The 16,796-nt window shown below is 64.0% G+C and carries 15 protein-coding genes and 1 pseudogene; 8 read left to right on the top strand and 8 right to left on the bottom strand.

The window, feature by feature from the left end; genetic code table 11:
• Positions 1 to 2: 2 nt before the first annotated feature.
• The 8 genes from ACEN9P_RS22960 to ACEN9P_RS22925 form a co-directional block, all read right to left on the bottom strand.
• On the bottom strand, positions 3 to 1,178 hold the full coding sequence (locus ACEN9P_RS22960) for an acetyl-CoA C-acyltransferase (RefSeq protein WP_074574256.1): 1,176 nt from the start codon (positions 1,176 to 1,178) through the stop codon (positions 3 to 5).
• 47 nt (positions 1,179 to 1,225) lie between these two features.
• Positions 1,226 to 3,334 carry a 3-hydroxyacyl-CoA dehydrogenase NAD-binding domain-containing protein gene (locus ACEN9P_RS22955; protein ID WP_477663109.1) on the bottom strand — a complete coding sequence of 703 codons (2,109 nt, stop codon included), beginning with the start codon at positions 3,332 to 3,334 and terminating at the stop codon, positions 1,226 to 1,228.
• 218 nt (positions 3,335 to 3,552) lie between these two features.
• Entirely contained in the window at positions 3,553 to 4,248 is a 696-nt protein-coding gene (locus tag ACEN9P_RS22950) for an ABC transporter ATP-binding protein (protein ID WP_074574254.1), read from the bottom strand.
• On the bottom strand, positions 4,248 to 5,027 hold the full coding sequence (locus ACEN9P_RS22945) for an ABC transporter ATP-binding protein (protein ID WP_477663107.1): 780 nt from the start codon (positions 5,025 to 5,027) through the stop codon (positions 4,248 to 4,250). The genes ACEN9P_RS22950 and ACEN9P_RS22945 overlap by 1 nt, the downstream gene beginning before the upstream one ends.
• Complete coding sequence (locus tag ACEN9P_RS22940; RefSeq protein ID WP_495620557.1) at positions 5,024 to 6,316, bottom strand: branched-chain amino acid ABC transporter permease; 1,293 nt, start codon at positions 6,314 to 6,316, stop codon at positions 5,024 to 5,026. Before ACEN9P_RS22940 ends, ACEN9P_RS22945 begins: the two co-directional genes overlap by 4 nt.
• Before the next feature lie 14 nt (positions 6,317 to 6,330).
• Positions 6,331 to 7,284 (bottom strand): branched-chain amino acid ABC transporter permease, encoded by a 954-nt coding sequence (locus ACEN9P_RS22935; protein ID WP_413328063.1) that lies wholly within the window; start codon positions 7,282 to 7,284, stop codon positions 6,331 to 6,333.
• 85 nt (positions 7,285 to 7,369) lie between these two features.
• Positions 7,370 to 8,635 carry a branched-chain amino acid ABC transporter substrate-binding protein gene (locus ACEN9P_RS22930; RefSeq protein WP_495622221.1) on the bottom strand — a complete coding sequence of 422 codons (1,266 nt, stop codon included), beginning with the start codon at positions 8,633 to 8,635 and terminating at the stop codon, positions 7,370 to 7,372.
• A 314-nt stretch (positions 8,636 to 8,949) separates the two neighbouring features.
• Positions 8,950 to 10,578, bottom strand: a complete 1,629-nt coding sequence (locus ACEN9P_RS22925; RefSeq protein ID WP_495620556.1) for a 3-(methylthio)propionyl-CoA ligase — start codon at positions 10,576 to 10,578, stop codon at positions 8,950 to 8,952.
• A gap of 230 nt (positions 10,579 to 10,808) precedes the next feature.
• Between ACEN9P_RS22925 and ACEN9P_RS22920 the strand changes: the two genes are divergently transcribed.
• From ACEN9P_RS22920 to ACEN9P_RS22885, 8 genes and pseudogenes are all read left to right on the top strand, one after another.
• Complete coding sequence (locus tag ACEN9P_RS22920) at positions 10,809 to 11,504, top strand: Crp/Fnr family transcriptional regulator (protein ID WP_495620555.1); 696 nt, start codon at positions 10,809 to 10,811, stop codon at positions 11,502 to 11,504.
• 43 nt (positions 11,505 to 11,547) lie between these two features.
• Positions 11,548 to 13,047: a protein adenylyltransferase SelO gene (locus tag ACEN9P_RS22915; protein ID WP_495620554.1), complete on the top strand. Its 1,500-nt coding sequence runs from the start codon at positions 11,548 to 11,550 to the stop codon at positions 13,045 to 13,047.
• 29 nt (positions 13,048 to 13,076) lie between these two features.
• Positions 13,077 to 13,490 (top strand): peptide-methionine (R)-S-oxide reductase MsrB, encoded by a 414-nt coding sequence (gene msrB, locus ACEN9P_RS22910; RefSeq protein WP_074574249.1) that lies wholly within the window; start codon positions 13,077 to 13,079, stop codon positions 13,488 to 13,490.
• 84 nt (positions 13,491 to 13,574) lie between these two features.
• Positions 13,575 to 14,201: a septation protein A gene (locus ACEN9P_RS22905; protein ID WP_495620553.1), complete on the top strand. Its 627-nt coding sequence runs from the start codon at positions 13,575 to 13,577 to the stop codon at positions 14,199 to 14,201.
• Positions 14,198 to 14,491, top strand: a complete 294-nt coding sequence (locus ACEN9P_RS22900) for a BolA family protein (RefSeq protein ID WP_495620552.1) — start codon at positions 14,198 to 14,200, stop codon at positions 14,489 to 14,491. The genes ACEN9P_RS22905 and ACEN9P_RS22900 overlap by 4 nt, the downstream gene beginning before the upstream one ends.
• Before the next feature lie 89 nt (positions 14,492 to 14,580).
• Complete coding sequence (locus ACEN9P_RS22895) at positions 14,581 to 15,366, top strand: peptidylprolyl isomerase (protein ID WP_477663100.1); 786 nt, start codon at positions 14,581 to 14,583, stop codon at positions 15,364 to 15,366.
• 155 nt (positions 15,367 to 15,521) lie between these two features.
• Positions 15,522 to 15,884, top strand: a pseudogene (locus ACEN9P_RS22890) (hypothetical protein); the annotation flags it as partial.
• 165 nt (positions 15,885 to 16,049) lie between these two features.
• Positions 16,050 to 16,796, top strand: a complete 747-nt coding sequence (locus tag ACEN9P_RS22885) for an ABC transporter substrate-binding protein (protein ID WP_477701066.1) — start codon at positions 16,050 to 16,052, stop codon at positions 16,794 to 16,796.

Here is a 16,796-nt window from a genome sequence, read left to right as displayed (position 1 = left end):
GTTTAGAGGACTTCGTAAATGCCGGCCGCGCCCATGCCGCCGCCAATGCACATGGTCACGCAGACGCGCTTGGCGCCGCGGCGCTTACCCTCGATCAGCGCGTGGCCCGTCAGGCGCTGGCCGGTCACGCCGTAGGGGTGGCCGACGGCAATCGCGCCGCCGTTGACGTTGAGTTTGTCCATGGGAATGCCCAGCTTGTCGGCGCAGTACAGCACCTGCACGGCAAAAGCTTCATTGAGCTCCCAGAGGTCGATGTCGTCAATCTTCAGGCCCAGCTTGGCCAGCACCTTGGGGATCGCGAAGACCGGGCCTATGCCCATCTCGTCGGGTTCGCAGCCGGCGACCGCAAAACCGAGGAAGCGGCCCAGGGGCTTGAGGCCCTTCTTTTGCGCCACGGTTTCGCTCATGACGACCACGGCGCCGCCGCCGTCGGAGAACTGGCTGGCATTGCCGGCCGCGATCACGCCGCCGGGAATCGCCGGCTTGATGCCGCTGATGCCTTCCTTGGTCGTGCCTTCGCGTATGCCTTCGTCCTTGCTGACGGTGACCTGTTTGGTCGTCAGGCCCATGACCTTGTCGGCCACGCCGGCCGTGACGGTGATGGGCGCGATTTCGGCTTCAAAGAGGCCCGCGGCCTGCGCGGCCGTGGCCTTTTGCTGGCTCAGCGCGCCGTATTCGTCCATGCGGTCGCGCGAGATGTTGTAGCGTTTGGCGACCTGCTCGGCCGTCTGCAGCATGTTCCAGTAAATCTCGGGCTTGTTCTTGGCCAGCCAGGCTTCCTGCAGCATGTGGGTGTTCATTTCCTGCTGCACGCAGGAGATGCTTTCGACGCCGCCGGCCACATAGATGTCGGCTTCGCCGGCGATCACGCGCTGGGCCGCCAGGGCAATGGTCTGCAGGCCCGACGAGCAAAAACGGTTGACCGTCATGCCCGAGACGGTGACGGGGCAGCCGGCGCGCAGCGCGACCTGGCGCGCGATGTTGGCGCCGGTCGCGCCTTCGGGCGTGGCGCAGCCCATGATCACGTCATCGACTTCACCGGCCTCGATGCCGGCGCGTTTGAGCGCATGCTCGACGGCGTGGCCGCCCAGGGTGGCGCCGTGCGTCATGTTGAAAGAGCCCTTCCAGCTTTTGGCCAGGGGGGTGCGTGCGGTGGAAACAATGACTGCTGAGCTCATGAAATTCTCCGGAATCTGGGTGCGTTGATCTGTGCGGTGCGCTGGGTTCAGACGGTCGGGTTGAAGGTCTTGCCTTCAGCCGCGAGTTTGGCCAGCAGGGGCGCGGGCTTCCAGAATTTGGCGTCGTCCAGCGGGTTCTGGGCGAAGCGGTTCATGCTTTGCACCACGTTGAACAGGCCCAGCTGGTCGGCGTACAGCATGGGGCCGCCGCGGTAGACCGGGAAGCCGTAGCCCATGATGTAGACCATGTCGATGTCGCTGGCCTTGGAGGCAATGCCCTCCTCCAGGATGTGCGCGGCCTCGTTGACCAGCGAGAACACCAGGCGCTGCACGATTTCCTCGTCGGAAATCTTGCGCGGCGTGATGCCCAGCGATTTGCGGTGGTCTTCAATCATCTTGACGACTTCGGCGTTCGGGATGGCGTCGCGCTTGCCGGGCACATAGTCGTACCAGCCGGCACCGGTCTTCTGGCCGAAGCGGCCTTTTTCGCAGAGCAGGTCGGCCGTCTTGCTGTACTTCATGTCGGGCTTTTCGGTGTAGCGGCGCTTGCGTATGGCCCAGCCGATGTCGTTGCCGGCCAGGTCGCCCATGCGGAAGGGGCCCATGGCGAAACCGAATTTCTCGATGGCCTTGTCGACCTGCTCGGGCGTGCAGCCTTCGTCGAGCAGGAAACCGCCCTGGCGGCCGTACTGCTCGATCATGCGGTTGCCGATAAAGCCGTCGCACACGCCGGAGACCACGGCCGTCTTGCGGATTTTTTTGCCCACCGCCATCACGGTGGCCAGCACGTCCTTGCCGGTCTTGGCGCCGCGCACCACTTCAAGCAGCTTCATGACGTTGGCGGGGCTGAAGAAATGCATGCCCACCACGTCCTGCGGGCGTTTGGTGAAGGCGGCGATCTGGTTGACGTCCAGCGTCGAGGTGTTGGAAGCCAGGATGGCGCCTGGTTTCATCACGCGGTCCAGTTCCTTGAAGACTTTTTCCTTCACGCCCATGTCCTCGAACACGGCCTCGATCACCATGTCGGCGTCTTTCAGGTCGTCGTAGCTCAGCGTGGTGCTCAGCAGGCTCATGCGCTGCTCGTACTTGTCCTGCTTGAGCTTGCCCTTTTTGACCTGGGCTTCGTAGTTCTTGCGGATGATGCCCAGGCCCTTGTCCAGGGCTTCCTGCTTCATCTCCAGGATCTTGACCGGAATACCGGCGTTCAGGAAGTTCATGGCGATGCCGCCGCCCATGGTGCCGGCGCCTATCACCGCAACGGAGTTGATCTCGCGCTTGGGCGTGTCTTCCGGCACGTCGGGAATCTTGGAGGCGGCGCGCTCGGCCATGAAGATATGGCGCAGCGCGCGGCTTTCAGGCGTCCACATCAGGTTGATGAAGAACTCGCGCTCCAGGGCCATGCCTTCTTCGAATTTCTTCTTGGTGGCGGCTTCCACGGCGTCCACGCACTTGAGCGGCGCCGGGAAGTTCTTGGACATGCCCTTGACCATGTTGCGGGCGAACTGGAAGTAGGCGTCGCCGTTGGGGTGCTTGGCGCGCAGCTCGCGCACCAGCGGCAGCGGCCGGGTATCGGAGATCGACTGCGCGAAGGCCAGGGCTTCCTGGGCCAGCGATTCGGGCGAGGCAGCGAGCTTGTCGAACAGCTTCTGGCCGGGGATTTGCGCGAGCAGCTCGCTCTTGACGGGTTCGCCGCTCACGATCATGTTCAGGGCCGGCTCCACGCCGAGCACGCGCGGCAGGCGCTGCGTGCCGCCGGCGCCGGGCAGCAGGCCCAGCTTGACTTCAGGCAAGGCAATGTTGGTGCCGGGCGCGGCGATGCGGTAATGGCAACCCAGGGCCAGCTCCAGGCCACCGCCCATGCAGACGGTATGGATGGCGGCCACGACGGGCTTGGCGGAATTCTCGACGGCGCGGATCACGCTGAGCAGGTTGGGTTCGGTCAGCGCCTTGGGCGTGCCGAACTCCTTGATGTCGGCGCCGCCCGAGAAGGCCTTGCCGGCGCCGGTGATCACGATGGCCTTGACGGCCGCATCGGCATTGGCTTTTGCCAGGTTGTCGGTCAGGCTCAGGCGGGTGGCGTGGCCCAGGCCGTTGACGGGCGGGTTGCTCAGCGTGATGAGCGCGACGGGGCCGTGGACTTCGTAAAGAGTGGTCATTGCGGTGCTTCTTTCCTTGATGGGAGTTTCGGTTTTCAGTTGTCTCGGCTGGCGCTGCGGCCCTGCAAGCCCTGGTGGCGACACCAGCGGTCGCCAAAAAAGTACGACCGTTCTTTTTCTATTGTAGGGGGCGTTTGTGACCGCACAAGGCCTGGGTTGGGGTGTTTGGTCTATTTTTGTCCCTGCGGCGACAGGCGCGGGACAGTCCATACCATTTTTTACACCTCAAGCCACTCTTTGCGGATGTAGGCGTCGGCCCGCAGGCTGTCGGGCGTGCCGTCAAACACGATGCTGCCGTGGCCCATGACCAGCGCGCGGTCGGAAATCGCCATGGCAATCGTCAGCTTCTGCTCGATCAGCAGCACCGAAATGCCCTTGGCCTTGAGCGTCTGCAAATACTGGCCCACCAGTTCGACGATTTTGGGCGCCAGGCCCTCGGTGGGCTCGTCGATGATGATGAGGTCGGGATCGCCCATCAGCGTGCGGCACAAGGTCAGCATCTGCTGCTCGCCGCCCGAGAGCACGCCGGCCTCGGTGTGCTGGCGTTCGCGCAGCCGCGGGAACATCTGGTACATGTCTTCAAACGACCAGCGCGAGCCCTTGCCCGATCCCTTCTGGCCCAGCAGCAGGTTCTGGTGCACCGTGAGCTTGGGGAAGATGTCGCGGTTTTCGGGCACATAACCTATGCCCAGGTGGGCGATCTGGTAGGCCTTCTTGCCGACAATCTCCTGCTTTTTCCAGAGTATGGAGCCCTGGCAGTCGACCAGGCCCATGATGGCCTTGGCCGTGGTGGAGCGCCCCGAGCCGTTGCGCCCCAGCAAGGCGACGATCTGGCCGGGCTGCACGTCGAAATGCACGCCGTGCAGCACATGGCTTTTGCCGTAGAAGGCGTGGAGGTTTTGTATATGCAGCATCAGTGGCCTCCCGCCTGGGCATCTGCAACGGAAGAGCCGAGATAAGCCTCCTGCACGCGCTGGTCGGCGCGCACGGCTTCCGGCGTGTCATAGGCAATGATTTCGCCATACACCACGACCGCGATCTTGTCGGCCAGGCCGAAGACCACGCCCATGTCGTGCTCCACCGTCAGCAGGGTCTTGCCCACGGTGACTTCCTTGATCAGGCTGATGAAGCGGCTGGTCTCGGAGCGGCTCATGCCGGCCGTGGGTTCATCGAGCAGGATGACGCTGGCGCCGCCGGCAATCGTGATGCCGATTTCCAGCGCGCGCTGCTCGGCGTAAGTCAGGTTGGTGGCCAGCACGTCGCGTTTTTTGTCGAGCTTGATCATGGCCATCAACTCCTCGGCGCGCTGGTTGGCGTCGTCCAGGTCGGCCAGGAAGCGCAAGAAAGTGTATTTGTAGCCCAGGCTCCAGAGCACGCCGCAGCGCAGGTTCTCGAACACGCTGAGCTTGGGGAAGATGTTGGTGATCTGGAAGCTGCGCGACAGGCCCAGCCGGTTGATCTCAAACGGCTTCTTGCCGTCAATGCGCTGGCCGTTGAGCAACACTTCGCCGCTGGTGGGCTCAAAGCGCCCGCTGATGAGGTTGAACAGCGTGGACTTGCCCGCGCCGTTGGGGCCGATGATGGCGACGCGCTCGCCGGCTTTCACCTGCAGGTTGGCGCCGCGAATGATCTCGGTCTTGCCGAAGTTTTTCCGCAAATCCTTCAGTTCAAGCGAACAGGTGATGGCACTCACAACAGCTCCCTCCGCTTGATTTCTTTTTCGATGTCATCTTGTATCTGGCCCCATTGCGTGAGGAATTGCCGGCGCGTGAGTTCAAACAGCCCAAGGCCAGTGGCCAGCACAAAACCCGCGCCCAGCCAGCTGTTGAGATTGGTCGCGTTGAGCCGCACGCCCATGAATCCCAGCTCGGGGCCCAGGGCCGCGTTGAGCTGCAGGTGGTAGACCATCTCGACCATGGCGGCCGCGCCGGCCAGCGCGGTAAAGGCCGTCACGGCCAGGCCCAGGTAACCGACCCACAACTCCCTGAGCTTGCCGAAGGCGGCCACGCGCAGGTTCATCATGATCAGGCTGGCGATGCCGCCGGGCGCATACATCACCATGAACAGGAAGATCAGGCCCACATACAGCAGCCAGGCCATGGACAGCTCCGACAGCAGGATCAGCGCCACCACCAGCAAGCCGGCGCCGATGATGGGGCCGAAGAAAAAGGTCGCCCCGCCCAGGAAGGTGAACAGCAGCAGGCTGCCCGAGCGCAGGCCGCTCACGACTTCGGCCGTGACGATTTCCGAGTTGATGGCCGCCAGCCCGCCGCCTATGCCGGCGAAGAAGCCGGCGATGATGAAGGCGTAGTAGCGCACGCGCTGGGTGTTATAGCCGATGAACTCCACGCGCTCGGGGTTGTCGCGCACGGCGTTCAGGATGCGGCCCAGCGGCGTGCGCGTGAAGGCGAACATCGCGGCGGTGCAGACAAAGCAGTAAAACGCGATCAGGTAGTAGACCTGGATCTGCGGGCCGAAACTGATGCCGAACACCGGCTTGCCGTAGGCCCGGTTGGTGGTGATGCCGCCCTCCCCGCCGAAGAACTCGGGGAACATCAGCGACATGGCAAACACCAGCTCGCCCACGCCCAGCGTGATCATGGCAAAGGTGGTGCCGGCCTTCTTGGTGGTGACGTAGCCCAGCAGCACCGCGAAGAACAGGCCCGACAGGCCGCCCACCAGCGGGATCAGCGACAGCGGGATGTAGAACGTGCCCTTGCCGGCCAGGTTCATCGCATGCACGGCCAGGAAGGAGCCCAGCCCGGCATAGACCGCATGGCCGAAACTGAGCATGCCGCCCTGCCCCAGCAGGATGTTGTAGCTCAGGCAGATGATGACCAGGTAGCCGGCCTGCGACAGCATGGTGAGCGCCAGGCTGCTCTTGAACATCAGCGGCGCGATGATCAGCAGCAGCGCGTACAGCGTCCACAGCAGCCAGCGGCCGACGTTATAGGGTTTGAATTGGTGGTACGGGGTCGACATGTTCTTCTTTTGCCTTACCCTTCCCGCGTACCGAGCAGGCCCTTGGGCCTGAAAATCAGGATCAGCACCAGGAACAGGAAAGGCAGTATGGGCCCCACCTGCGAAATCGTGAGCTTGAGCAGCGGATAACCGAAGGTCTCGGGTGTCACCCGGTAGTTAAAGTGGGCCAGCAAGGTCATCAGCGACTGGTCCATCTGCACCGCGAAAGTCTGTATCAGGCCTATCAGCAGCGAGGCCAGGAAGGCGCCGCTCAGCGAGCCCATGCCGCCCACCACCACGACCACAAAGATGATGGCGCCCACCGAGCCGGCCATGGCGGGCTCGGTGATGAAGGTGTTGCCGCCTATGACGCCGGCCAGGCCCGCCAGCGCAGCGCCGCCGCCGAAGACCAGCATGAAGACACGCGGCACGTTGTGGCCGAGCGCCTCCACCGTTTCAGGATGGGTCAGCGCGGCCTGGATCACCAGGCCTATGCGGGTGCGTGTGAGCAGCAGCCAGATGCCGGCCAGCATGGCCAGCGAGATGAACATGATGAAGGCGCGCGATTTCGGGAAGTTGGTGCCGAACACCGTGAACAGCGGGCCCTGCAGGCCTTCGGGCAGCACGTAGTTGACGGCCGAGCGGCCCCACACGAGCTGCACCAGCTCCAGCAGCAGGTAGGACAGCCCGAAGGTGACCAGCAGCTCGGGCACATGGCCGAACTTGTGCACCTTGCGCAGGCAAAAGCGCTCGAAAGCCGCGCCCATGGCGAATACCAGCAGCGGCGCCACCAGCAGCGACCACCAAAAGCCTATGACCTGCGAGGTGCTGTAGGCGATATAGGCGCCGACCATGTAGAAGGAGGCGTGCGCGAAATTGAGCACCCCCATCATGCTGAAGATCAGCGTCAGGCCGGAGCTGAGCATGAACAGCAGCAAGCCGTAGCTGAGGCCGTTGAGCATCGCGATGGTGAAGGATTCCAGATTCATCGATAAGCGCCTGTTGCAATAAAAGCCGGATGAAAAAAAGGCCCGAACTCGGATCGGGCCTGGGTCCGTCAGCGGGACGCCGGTATCAACCCGGGCGCTTCATCTGGCACGAGGTGGGCGTGCTGGCCACATAGGGCTCATAGTATTTGACCGGCACAAAGGTGTAGCCTGTGTTCTCGGCATCGTAGGGGTATTTGCCGCCGGCTTTTTCCCATTTGTCGATGTAAAGGCCCTGCTGCAGCTGGTGGTCGGTCTTGCGCATCTCGACGTCGCCGTTAAAGCTCTTGAAGCGCAGGCCTTCCATGGCCTTGGCCACCACGGCCGGCTCGGTCGACTTGGTCTGCGCCATGGCTTCGGTCAGGATGGTGAAGGCGTGGAAGATCGCGCCGGTGTAGAAGTCGTCGCTGAACTTCTTTTTGTACTCGGCCTGGATCTGCTGGATCTCGCCGCCCATGTTGAGGTGGTTGTAGGCCACCATGTAGACGCGCCCGGCCGAGCCCGCGCCCAGTGCGGTCGGCGTGCCGGTGACGCCGGCGTAGTAGGTGTAGAACTTGACGTTGTTCAGGCCCGCCTCGTTGGCGGCCTTGACCAGCAGCGAAAGGTCTGAGCCCCAGTTGCCGGTGATCACGGTGTCGGCACCCGACTGCTTGATCTTGGCGATGTAGGGCGCGAAGTCGCGCACCTGGGCCAGCGGGTGCAGGTCTTCGCCGACGATCTGGATGTCGGGGCGCTTGGATGCAAGGTTGGCCTTGGCGAACTTGGCGACCTGCTGGCCGTGCGAGTAGTTCTGGTTGATCAGGTAGACCTTCTTGATGTCCGGCTGCTCCTTCATGAAGGCGGTCAGCGCCTCCATCTTCATGGAGGTGTCGGCATCCAGGCGGAAGTGCCAGTAGTCGCACTTGCTGTTGGTCAGGTCAGGGTCCACCGCGGCGTAGTTGAGGTAGACGACTTCCTTGCCGGGGTTACGTTCGTTGTACTTGGACAGCGCGTCCATGATGGCCAGCGCCGGGCCGGAGCCGTTGCCCTGCACGATGTAGCGCGCACCTTGGTCGATGGCGGACTTCAGCGCGTTGGTGGTTTCCTGCGGGCTGAGCTTGTTGTCGATGCCGATGATCTCGAACTTCACGCCGGCCTTGTTCTTTTTGCTGAACTGCTCGGCCAGGAACTGGAAGCCCTTGAGCTGGTTGGTGCCGACCGCCGCCATCAGGCCGGACAGCGGGTCCAGCCACGCGATCTTGACGGTCTGGTTCAGGTTCACGGCGCCGCCGGCGGCGGGCGCCGCGACGGCGGCTTTGGCCGGCGCGGCGGCCTTGGCCGGTGCCTGGGCCAGCGTCATGCCGCTGTAGAGCATGGCGGACACCGCCAGGGCGACGCCTGCATGCCGCGCGAAAAATCGGGTTTGGGTTGTCATCCCTTGTCTCCTGAAAATTTATGAATTTGCGAACGAAATCTAACGGTGAGCGGGCAAAGGTTAGGTTAATTAATGCTGCACTGCGTCAGGGAATGCCCTAGCGGTATGTCACTAACGTGACCCCCACGCTTTTCACTGCGCCTTCGGCTCCGTGTAATACGCTGCCCCCCGGGGGGGCCGCTGCGCCTGCGGCCCGGCAAAGCCGGTTCCGCGGCCCCTGCTTGGTTTGAATCCGGGCTCCTCGAACTTTGGTTTTAGCTCTGCGGTAGCTTGTAATCTTTGAGCATCTCGCGCAGTTTGGTCTTGAGCATCTTGCCGGTGGCGCCCAGCGGGATGGCGTCGACAAAAACCACGTCGTCGGGGATTTGCCATTTGGCGGTCTTGCCGTCGTAAAAGCGCAGCAGCTCATCGCGGGTGACATCCATACCCGGTTTTTTGACCACGGCGATGATGGGGCGCTCGTCCCACTTGGGATGGGCCACGCCTATGCAGGCGGCCATGGCCACGGCCGGGTGGGCCACGGCGATGTTCTCGATCTCGATGGAACTGATCCATTCGCCGCCCGACTTGATGACGTCCTTGCTGCGGTCGGTGATCTGCAAATAGCCGTCGGGGTCTATGGTGCCGACGTCGCCCGTGGGAAACCAGCCGCCCACCAGCGGGTCGCCGCCCTCGCCCTTGAAGTACTCGCGCACGATCCACGGCCCCTTGACGTGCAGGTCGCCGAAGACCTTGCCGTCCCAGGGCAGTTCCTCGCCATTGGCGTCCACGATTTTCATGTCGACGCCGTAGATGGCACGCCCCTGCTTGAGGCGTATCTTCATTTTTTCGGCTTCGGGCAGCGCATCGTGCTTGTTCTTGAGCGTGCACAGCGTGCCCAGCGGGCTCATCTCGGTCATGCCCCAGGCATGCAGCACCTCCACACCGTAGTCTTCGCGGAAGGCATGGATCATGGCCGGCGGGCAGGCCGAGCCGCCTATGACGGTGCGCTTCAAGGTGGAGAACTTCAGGCCCGCGGGTTTCATATGGGTCAGCAGCATCTGCCACACCGTGGGCACGCCGGCCGCGTAGGTGACTTTCTCGGCCTCTATCAGCTCGTAGATCGACTTGCCGTCCAGCGCCGGGCCGGGGAACACCAGCTTGGCGCCGGTGAGCGCGGCCGAGTACGGAATGCCCCAGGCGTTGACGTGGAACATGGGCACCACGGGCAGGATGGCGTCGCGCGCCGAGATGCACATCACGTCGGGCAGCGCGGCCGCATAGGCATGCAGCGTGCTGGAACGGTGGCTGTAGAGCGCGGCCTTGGGGTTGCCGGTGGTGCCGCTGGTGTAGCACATGCTCGACGCCGTGTTCTCGTCAAAGCTGGGCCAGGTGTAGTCGGCGCTTTGCGCCCCTATCCAGCTTTCATAGCTTTGCAGGTTAGGCACACCCGAATCGGCCGGCAGCTTGTCGGCGTCGCAAAGCGCGATGTAGTGTTTGATGGTCGGGCAGCGGGCATGCACGGCCTGCACCAGCGGCAAAAAACTCAGGTCGAAGCACAGCACCTGATCCTCGGCATGGTTGGCAATCCAGGCGATCTGGTCCGGGTGCAGGCGCGGGTTGATGGTGTGCAGCACCCGGCCTGAGCCGCTCACGCCGTAGTACAGCTCCAGGTGGCGGTAGCCGTTCCAGGCCAGCGTGGCGACCCGGTCGCTGAAAGCCAGCTTCAGGCCGTCCAGCGCCTTGGCGACGCGGCGGGCCCGCTGGCCCATGTCCTTGTAGCTGTAGCGATGCAGGTCGCCTTCCACGCGGCGCGAGACGATTTCGGCGTCGCCGTGGTGGCGCTCCGCGAACTCGATCAAACCGGAAATCAGCAGTGGCTGGCTTTGCATCAAACCTAACATCGTCGGCTTTCCTTTCCTGCCCGGTGGGCGTGTGGGTGAATCAACTGTCTGCGCGGCCATGGTACCCCCGGGGCTTGCACACCAGGCCCCGGGAAAGTCCCCAGCGGCGGCGCCTTGGCGACACCGCGCAGACTACTGTCGCCGCCTGGCGGGCGGAAGGCAAAGCCTGTCGTCCGGCCGACAGGTTCTAGGTAAATACCCCGTGCCGCGGCCAGAGGACAATTGCGCCCATGCCCTTCGACCTCGCCCCTTTGCCGCATCGCTTCCTCAGCGGCCAGCCCTGGTTCCCCGGCCTGACGGCCGAGCACCAGGCGCGCTTGCTGGAGCGCAGCTTCACGCTGGACGGGCGCAAGGGCGAAGTGCTGCTGGGCGCGGGCGCGCCGGTCCAGGGCTGGTATGCGGTGCTGTCGGGTTTGGTGAAGCTGCAAAGCACCTCGGCCGAAGGCCGGGTGTCGGCCTTCCTGGGCGTGCCCGACGGCGAATGGTTTGGCGAAGGCTCGGCGCTCAAGACCGAGCCGCGCCGCTACGACGTGATCGCGCTGCGCGACACCACGCTGTTGTGCCTGCCGCGCGCCGAATTCGACGAACTGCTGGCCGGCTCCCTGGACTTCAACCACTACCTGGTCGCCCACCTGAACCGGCGCCTGGCCCAGGCCATGACCATCATCGAGGCGGGCCGCCTGCGCGCGCCCGAGCAGCGTGTGGCGCTGTACCTGAGCCGGGTGTTCTGGCAGGGTAGGCGCAAGCTGCTGCTGTCGCAGGAAGAACTGGGCCACCTGGCCGGCCTGTCGCGCCAGACCGTCAACCGCGTGCTGCAGACCCTGGAGGGGCTGGGCCTGGTGTCGCTGGAGTTTGGCCGCGTGGCCTTGCTCGATGAACAGGCGCTGGCCGCCTATGCCAGCCGGCCGACGCAGGACAGGGCTTAACCCCTGTCCGGCATGGCTGGTGAGGGGATAGCACAATAAGGCCATGACCTCAGCCTCCGCGATAGACAGCCCTGCCGGCGAATTGAACCCCGCCGATACCTCCGGCCTGACCTGGGTCAACAGCTTTGCCGCCCTGGGCCCGGACTTTTACACCGAACTTCAGCCCACCCCCCTGCCCTCGCCCTACTGGGTGGGTAAAAGCCGCGCGCTGGCACGCGAGCTCGGGCTTGAAGACAGCTGGCTGGAATCGGCCGACACCCTGGAAGCCCTGACGGGCAACCGCCTGCTGCCGGGCTCACGACCCCTGGCCAGCGTCTACAGCGGCCACCAGTTCGGCGTCTGGACCGGGCAACTGGGCGACGGCCGCGCGCTGCTGCTGGGTGAGATAGATACACCGAACGGCCCGCAGGAAATCCAGCTCAAGGGCGCCGGCAAAACCCCGTATTCGCGCATGGGCGACGGCCGCGCCGTGCTGCGCAGCTCGATTCGCGAGTTTTTGTGCTCCGAGGCCATGCACGGCCTGGGCATTCCGACCACGCGGGCGCTGTGCGTCACGGGCTCAGACGCGCCGGTGCGGCGCGAAGAAATCGAAACCGCCGCCGTGGTGACGCGCGCCGCACCCAGCTTTATCCGCTTCGGGCATTTCGAGCATTTCAGCTACAGCGGCCAGCACGCCCAGCTCAAGGCCCTGGCCGACTACGTCATAGACCGCTTTTACCCCGACTGCCGCGAGGCGCCGCAGCCCTATGCGGCCCTGCTGGAGGCCGTCAGCGCGCGCACGGCCCACCTGATGGCGGCCTGGCAGGCCGTGGGTTTTTGCCACGGCGTGATGAACACCGACAACATGAGCATCCTGGGCCTGACCATAGACTACGGCCCCTTCCAGTTCCTGGACGCTTTCGACCCCAACCACATCTGCAACCATTCGGACGCCCAGGGCCGCTACGCCTACAACCGCCAGCCGAACATGGCCTACTGGAACTTGTTCTGCCTGGGCCAGGCCCTGCTGCCGCTGATCGGCGAGCAGGAACTCGCACTGGCCGCGCTGGAGCCTTATAAAACCCTGTTTCCCGACGCCCTGTACGCGCGCATGCGCGTCAAGCTGGGCCTGGCGGACGAGCAGCCGGATGACAAGGCCCTGGTGGACAACGCCTTCAAGCTGCTGGCCGGCAACAAGGTGGACTACAGCATCTTCTGGCGGCGCCTGAACGGCTTCACGCCGCAAAGCGGCCATGAGCCGGTGCGCGACCTGTTCTTCGACCGCGAATCCTTCAACACCTGGGCGCAGGACTATTCGCGGCGGCTGGCCGGCGTGGACCAGGCACTGCGGGCCGGCCTGATGCACAAGAGCAACCCGAAATTCGTGCTGCGCAACCACCTGGGCGAAGAAGCCATACGCGCGGCGAAACTAAAAGACTTTTCGGGTGTCGATACCTTGCTTGCCCTGCTGCAATCCCCATGTGAGGAGCATCCCGGCCACGAAAGTTTTGCCGGTTTCCCGCCCGACTGGGCGTCCTCGATTGAAATCAGTTGCAGTTCGTAACATCAACGCCACACCACAGGACCCGGAATATGAGCGCCAAGATCCAGAAAACCGACGCCGAATGGAAAGCCCTGCTGGCCGAAAAAGGGGCCGAACCGGCCGCCTTTGAAGTCACCCGCCACGCCGCCACCGAACGCCCCTACACCGGCAAGTACGAAGCCGTCTGGGCCGACGGCAGCTACCACTGCATCTGCTGCGGCGCCAAGCTGTTCGACTCCGAGACCAAATTCGACGCCGGCTGCGGCTGGCCCAGTTTTTCCGAGGAGGCCGTGCCGGGCGCGATCGAGGAAATCGTGGACCGCAAGCACGGCATGGTGCGCACCGAAACGGTGTGCGCCAGCTGCGGCGCGCACCTGGGCCATGTGTTCCCGGATGGGCCGACGCCAACCGGCCTGCGTTACTGCATGAATTCGGCCTCCCTCGATTTCAAACCCAAAGCCTGAGGGCGCACGAAATGCATGGGGGCCGGGCCGCGCGCCCGGCTGGGGATCGTTCAAGGGCCCACGCTTAGGCCAGATAATCAGCACATGAAACTTCTTTTCGACTTTTTACCCATCGTCCTGTTTTTCGGCATGTTCAAGTACGCCGAAGGCCACAAGGACTGGGCCGCAACGACGGCCACCGACTGGCTGGGTTTTATGGTTTCGGGCGGCGTGGTGGGCCCCTCGGAGGCGCCGGTGCTGCTGGCCACCGTGGTGGTGATCATCGCCACGCTGGCGCAAATCCTCTGGCTCAAGGTGCGCGGCAAAAAGGTGGACACCATGCTGTGGGTCAGCCTGGCGCTGGTCACCGTGCTGGGCGGCGCCACGATTTATTTCCACAGCGAGAACTTCATCAAATGGAAGCCCACCGTGCTCTACTGGGTCATGGGCAGCGCCCTGCTGGTCGGCCAGCTGGTCTTCAAGAAAAACGGCATCAAGTCGCTGATGGGCGCGCAGATGGAACTGCCGGACGCCATCTGGCGAGCCGTCAATTTCAGCTGGATCGGCTTTTTTGCCGTCATGGGCATGCTCAACCTCTGGGTGGCCTTCACCTTCTCCACCGACACCTGGGTCAATTTCAAGCTCTTCGGCGGCCTGGGCCTGATGGTGGTGTTTGTGCTGGCGCAGGCGGTGTACCTCAACAAGCACATCAAACCCGGCACCACACCATGATGGCCGGCGTTTCCAGCGCCTTGCCCGTGCGCGCCCATGACATGGAACTGCAGCTGCAGGCGCGGCTGCAGCCCACGCGGCTGGAGGTGCTGGATGAAAGCGCCGCCCATGCCGGGCATTCGGGCGCCAACGCCGAGGGCTACGGCAGCCACTTTCGCATCCGCATCGCGAGCCCGCTCTTTACCGGCCAAAGCCGGGTGGCGCGCCACCGCCTTGTGTATGATGCACTGCAAAATTTCATTGACCAGGGCCTGCACGCCCTGGCGATCGAGATCATCGAGTCACCCTGAAACCCGCGGCGCCTGCGTCACTCCGGCCGCGAAGGCCAGGCACCATCCAGACGCCAACCCAAGCATTCACCAAAGGACTGCAAGACACCATGAAGAAACAATTTGTACTGGCTACCGCTGTTGCGGCCCTGCTGGCCCTGGGCGCCCAAGGCGCCCTGGCGCAAAACCTTGCCATCGTCAACGGCAAGGCCGTTCCCAAGTCCCGCCTGGACTCGCTGGCGCAGCAGGTCGCCAAGTCCGGCCGGCCCGTGACCCCGGACATGGAATCCCAGCTGCGCGAAGAAGTGATCGCGCGCGAGGTCTTCATGCAGGAAGCCGAAAAACGGGGCCTGACCACCAGCGAAGACGTCAAGGTGCAGATGGAACTGGCGCGCCAGACCATCCTGATCCGCGAGCTGTTCGCCGACTACCAGAAGAACAATCCGGTCACCGAAGCCGAAATGAAGGCCGAATACGACAAGTTCGCCGAGGCCAACGGCGGCAAGGAATACAAGGCGCGCCACATCCTGGTGGAAAAAGAAGCCGAAGCCAAGGACATCATTGCCAGCCTGAAAAAAGGCGGCAAGTTCGACGAGATCGCCAAGAAGAAATCCAAGGACCCCGGATCCGGCGCCAAGGGCGGCGACCTGGACTGGGCCAACCCCTCCAGCTATGTGCCTGAGTTCAGCGAAGCGCTGGGCAAGCTGGCCAAGGGCCAGACCACCGAAACCCCGGTGAAGACCCAATTCGGCTACCACATCATTCGTGTCGACGACATCCGCACGGCGCAGCTGCCTTCGTTTGACGAAGTCAAGCCGCAGATCGCCCAGTCGATGCAGCAGCAAAAGCTGGCCGCCTTCCAGGCCGACCTGCGCAAAAAAGCCAAGGTCGAGTAAGCGGCACAGCGCCGCGGGCGGCCTGCCCGCCCTGCCTTCCTGAAAAAGCAGCCTTTGGGCTGCTTTTTTATTAGGGCTCGCTTGATGGGGGTGAACTGCCGATTGACGAAGGTGGCGCGGGCCGTTCCAATGGCTCACCTTCTTGCGCAGGCCCGATGCGCAAGCGCCTTGCTTTTTTTCATCTTTCGTCCCACGTCGAGGCGCATATGAATGACCCCAGTCCTACTTCCTCCTCTCACAGTAGCAACCCTGCCCCCAGTCTTCCCCAGCCCGTGCAGGACGCCTTGCAGCGCGGCAACCTGGTCGAAGCCATCCAGCTGATGCGCGCCGGCACCGGCCTGGGCCTGAAGGAAACCAAGGACGCGCTGGAAGCCTATATGCGCGGCGAAGCACCGGCCGGCGGTTTTGCGCCCAAAGCCTTGCCCGCCGGCGCGCCCCTGCCCGCGCAGGTGCGGGAGGCGCTGGACCAGGGCAACAAGATAGAGGCGGTACGGCGCTTGCGGGGCCTGACCGGCATGGGACTCAAGGAAGCCAAGGATGCGGTGGAGGCAGGGGGCATCGGATTCGAGGAGGGACCGGGCACGGGCACGAGCGAGGAACTGTCCCCGGGCCAGGTGCGCGGCGCTAACGGTTTGTGGTGGTGGCTGGTAGCGCTGGCCATACTGGTGCTGGCTGCTTTCGCACTGCTGGGTTGCGCCTCCGCACCACGGGCGCCCGTGGCCGAACTGGCGCCCTCCGGCAAGCTCAAGGCCGCGATCAATTTCGGCAACCCCATACTGGCGGTGAAAGATGCCGCCGGCGGCGAGCCACGCGGCGTGTCGGTGGACCTCTCGCGTGAACTCGGCCGGCGGCTGGGCGTGCCGGTTGAACTGGTGACCTTCACCTCGGCCGGCAAGGTGGTCGAAGCGGTCAGGGACGCGCAGGTCGACATCGCTTTTGTTGCGATAGACCCGGTACGCGGCGCCGACATGCTGCAGACACCGCCTTACGTCATCATCGAAGGCGCCTACCTGGTGCGAAACGACTCGCCGATACGCCGCAATGAAGAGGTGGACCAGGCGGCCCACCGCATCGTGGTCGGCAATGGCAGCGCCTACGACCTTTACCTGAGCCGTGAGCTCAAGGCCGCCAGGCTGGTGAAAGCCCCAACCTCACCGGCGGTGACCGACGTCATGGTCGCGCAGAACCTGGAAGTGGCGGCCGGCGTCAAGCAGCAGCTCGAAGCCGACGCCAAACGCCTGCCCGGCCTGCGCCTGCTGCCGGGGCGCTTTATGGTGATCAACCAGGCCATGGGCCTGCCCAAGGGGCGTGAGGCCGGCGCGCGCTACCTCGCGTCCTTCATTGAGGAGATGAAAGCCTCGGGTTTTGTGGCGCAGGCCCTGGCGCGGCACGGGATTGAGGGCGCGGCGGTCGCGCCGCCCGGCCGCTAG

It is taken from the genome of Polaromonas sp. Polasp52, from assembly GCF_059491565.1.
The sequence above is the reverse complement of the archived record's forward strand: the minus strand, read 5'-3'. Positions and strand labels throughout refer to the sequence as shown.

What these genes read in the sequence shown, in the direction of transcription:
- ACEN9P_RS22895 (WP_477663100.1), top strand. Translation starts at nt 14,581, where the DNA reads ATGAAGAAACAATTTGTACTGGCTACCGCTGTTGCGGCCCTGCTGGCC.
- ACEN9P_RS22935 (WP_413328063.1), bottom strand. Translation starts at nt 7,284, where the DNA reads ATGAATCTGGAATCCTTCACCATCGCGATGCTCAACGGCCTCAGCTAC.
- ACEN9P_RS22940 (WP_495620557.1), bottom strand. Translation starts at nt 6,316, where the DNA reads ATGTCGACCCCGTACCACCAATTCAAACCCTATAACGTCGGCCGCTGG.
- ACEN9P_RS22905 (WP_495620553.1), top strand. Translation starts at nt 13,575, where the DNA reads ATGAAACTTCTTTTCGACTTTTTACCCATCGTCCTGTTTTTCGGCATG.
- ACEN9P_RS22925 (WP_495620556.1), bottom strand. Translation starts at nt 10,578, where the DNA reads ATGTTAGGTTTGATGCAAAGCCAGCCACTGCTGATTTCCGGTTTGATC.
- msrB (WP_074574249.1), top strand. Translation starts at nt 13,077, where the DNA reads ATGAGCGCCAAGATCCAGAAAACCGACGCCGAATGGAAAGCCCTGCTG.
- ACEN9P_RS22955 (WP_477663109.1), bottom strand. Translation starts at nt 3,334, where the DNA reads ATGACCACTCTTTACGAAGTCCACGGCCCCGTCGCGCTCATCACGCTG.
- ACEN9P_RS22960 (WP_074574256.1), bottom strand. Translation starts at nt 1,178, where the DNA reads ATGAGCTCAGCAGTCATTGTTTCCACCGCACGCACCCCCCTGGCCAAA.
- ACEN9P_RS22915 (WP_495620554.1), top strand. Translation starts at nt 11,548, where the DNA reads ATGACCTCAGCCTCCGCGATAGACAGCCCTGCCGGCGAATTGAACCCC.
- ACEN9P_RS22950 (WP_074574254.1), bottom strand. Translation starts at nt 4,248, where the DNA reads ATGCTGCATATACAAAACCTCCACGCCTTCTACGGCAAAAGCCATGTG.
- ACEN9P_RS22930 (WP_495622221.1), bottom strand. Translation starts at nt 8,635, where the DNA reads ATGCTCTACAGCGGCATGACGCTGGCCCAGGCACCGGCCAAGGCCGCC.
- ACEN9P_RS22900 (WP_495620552.1), top strand. Translation starts at nt 14,198, where the DNA reads ATGATGGCCGGCGTTTCCAGCGCCTTGCCCGTGCGCGCCCATGACATG.
- ACEN9P_RS22920 (WP_495620555.1), top strand. Translation starts at nt 10,809, where the DNA reads ATGCCCTTCGACCTCGCCCCTTTGCCGCATCGCTTCCTCAGCGGCCAG.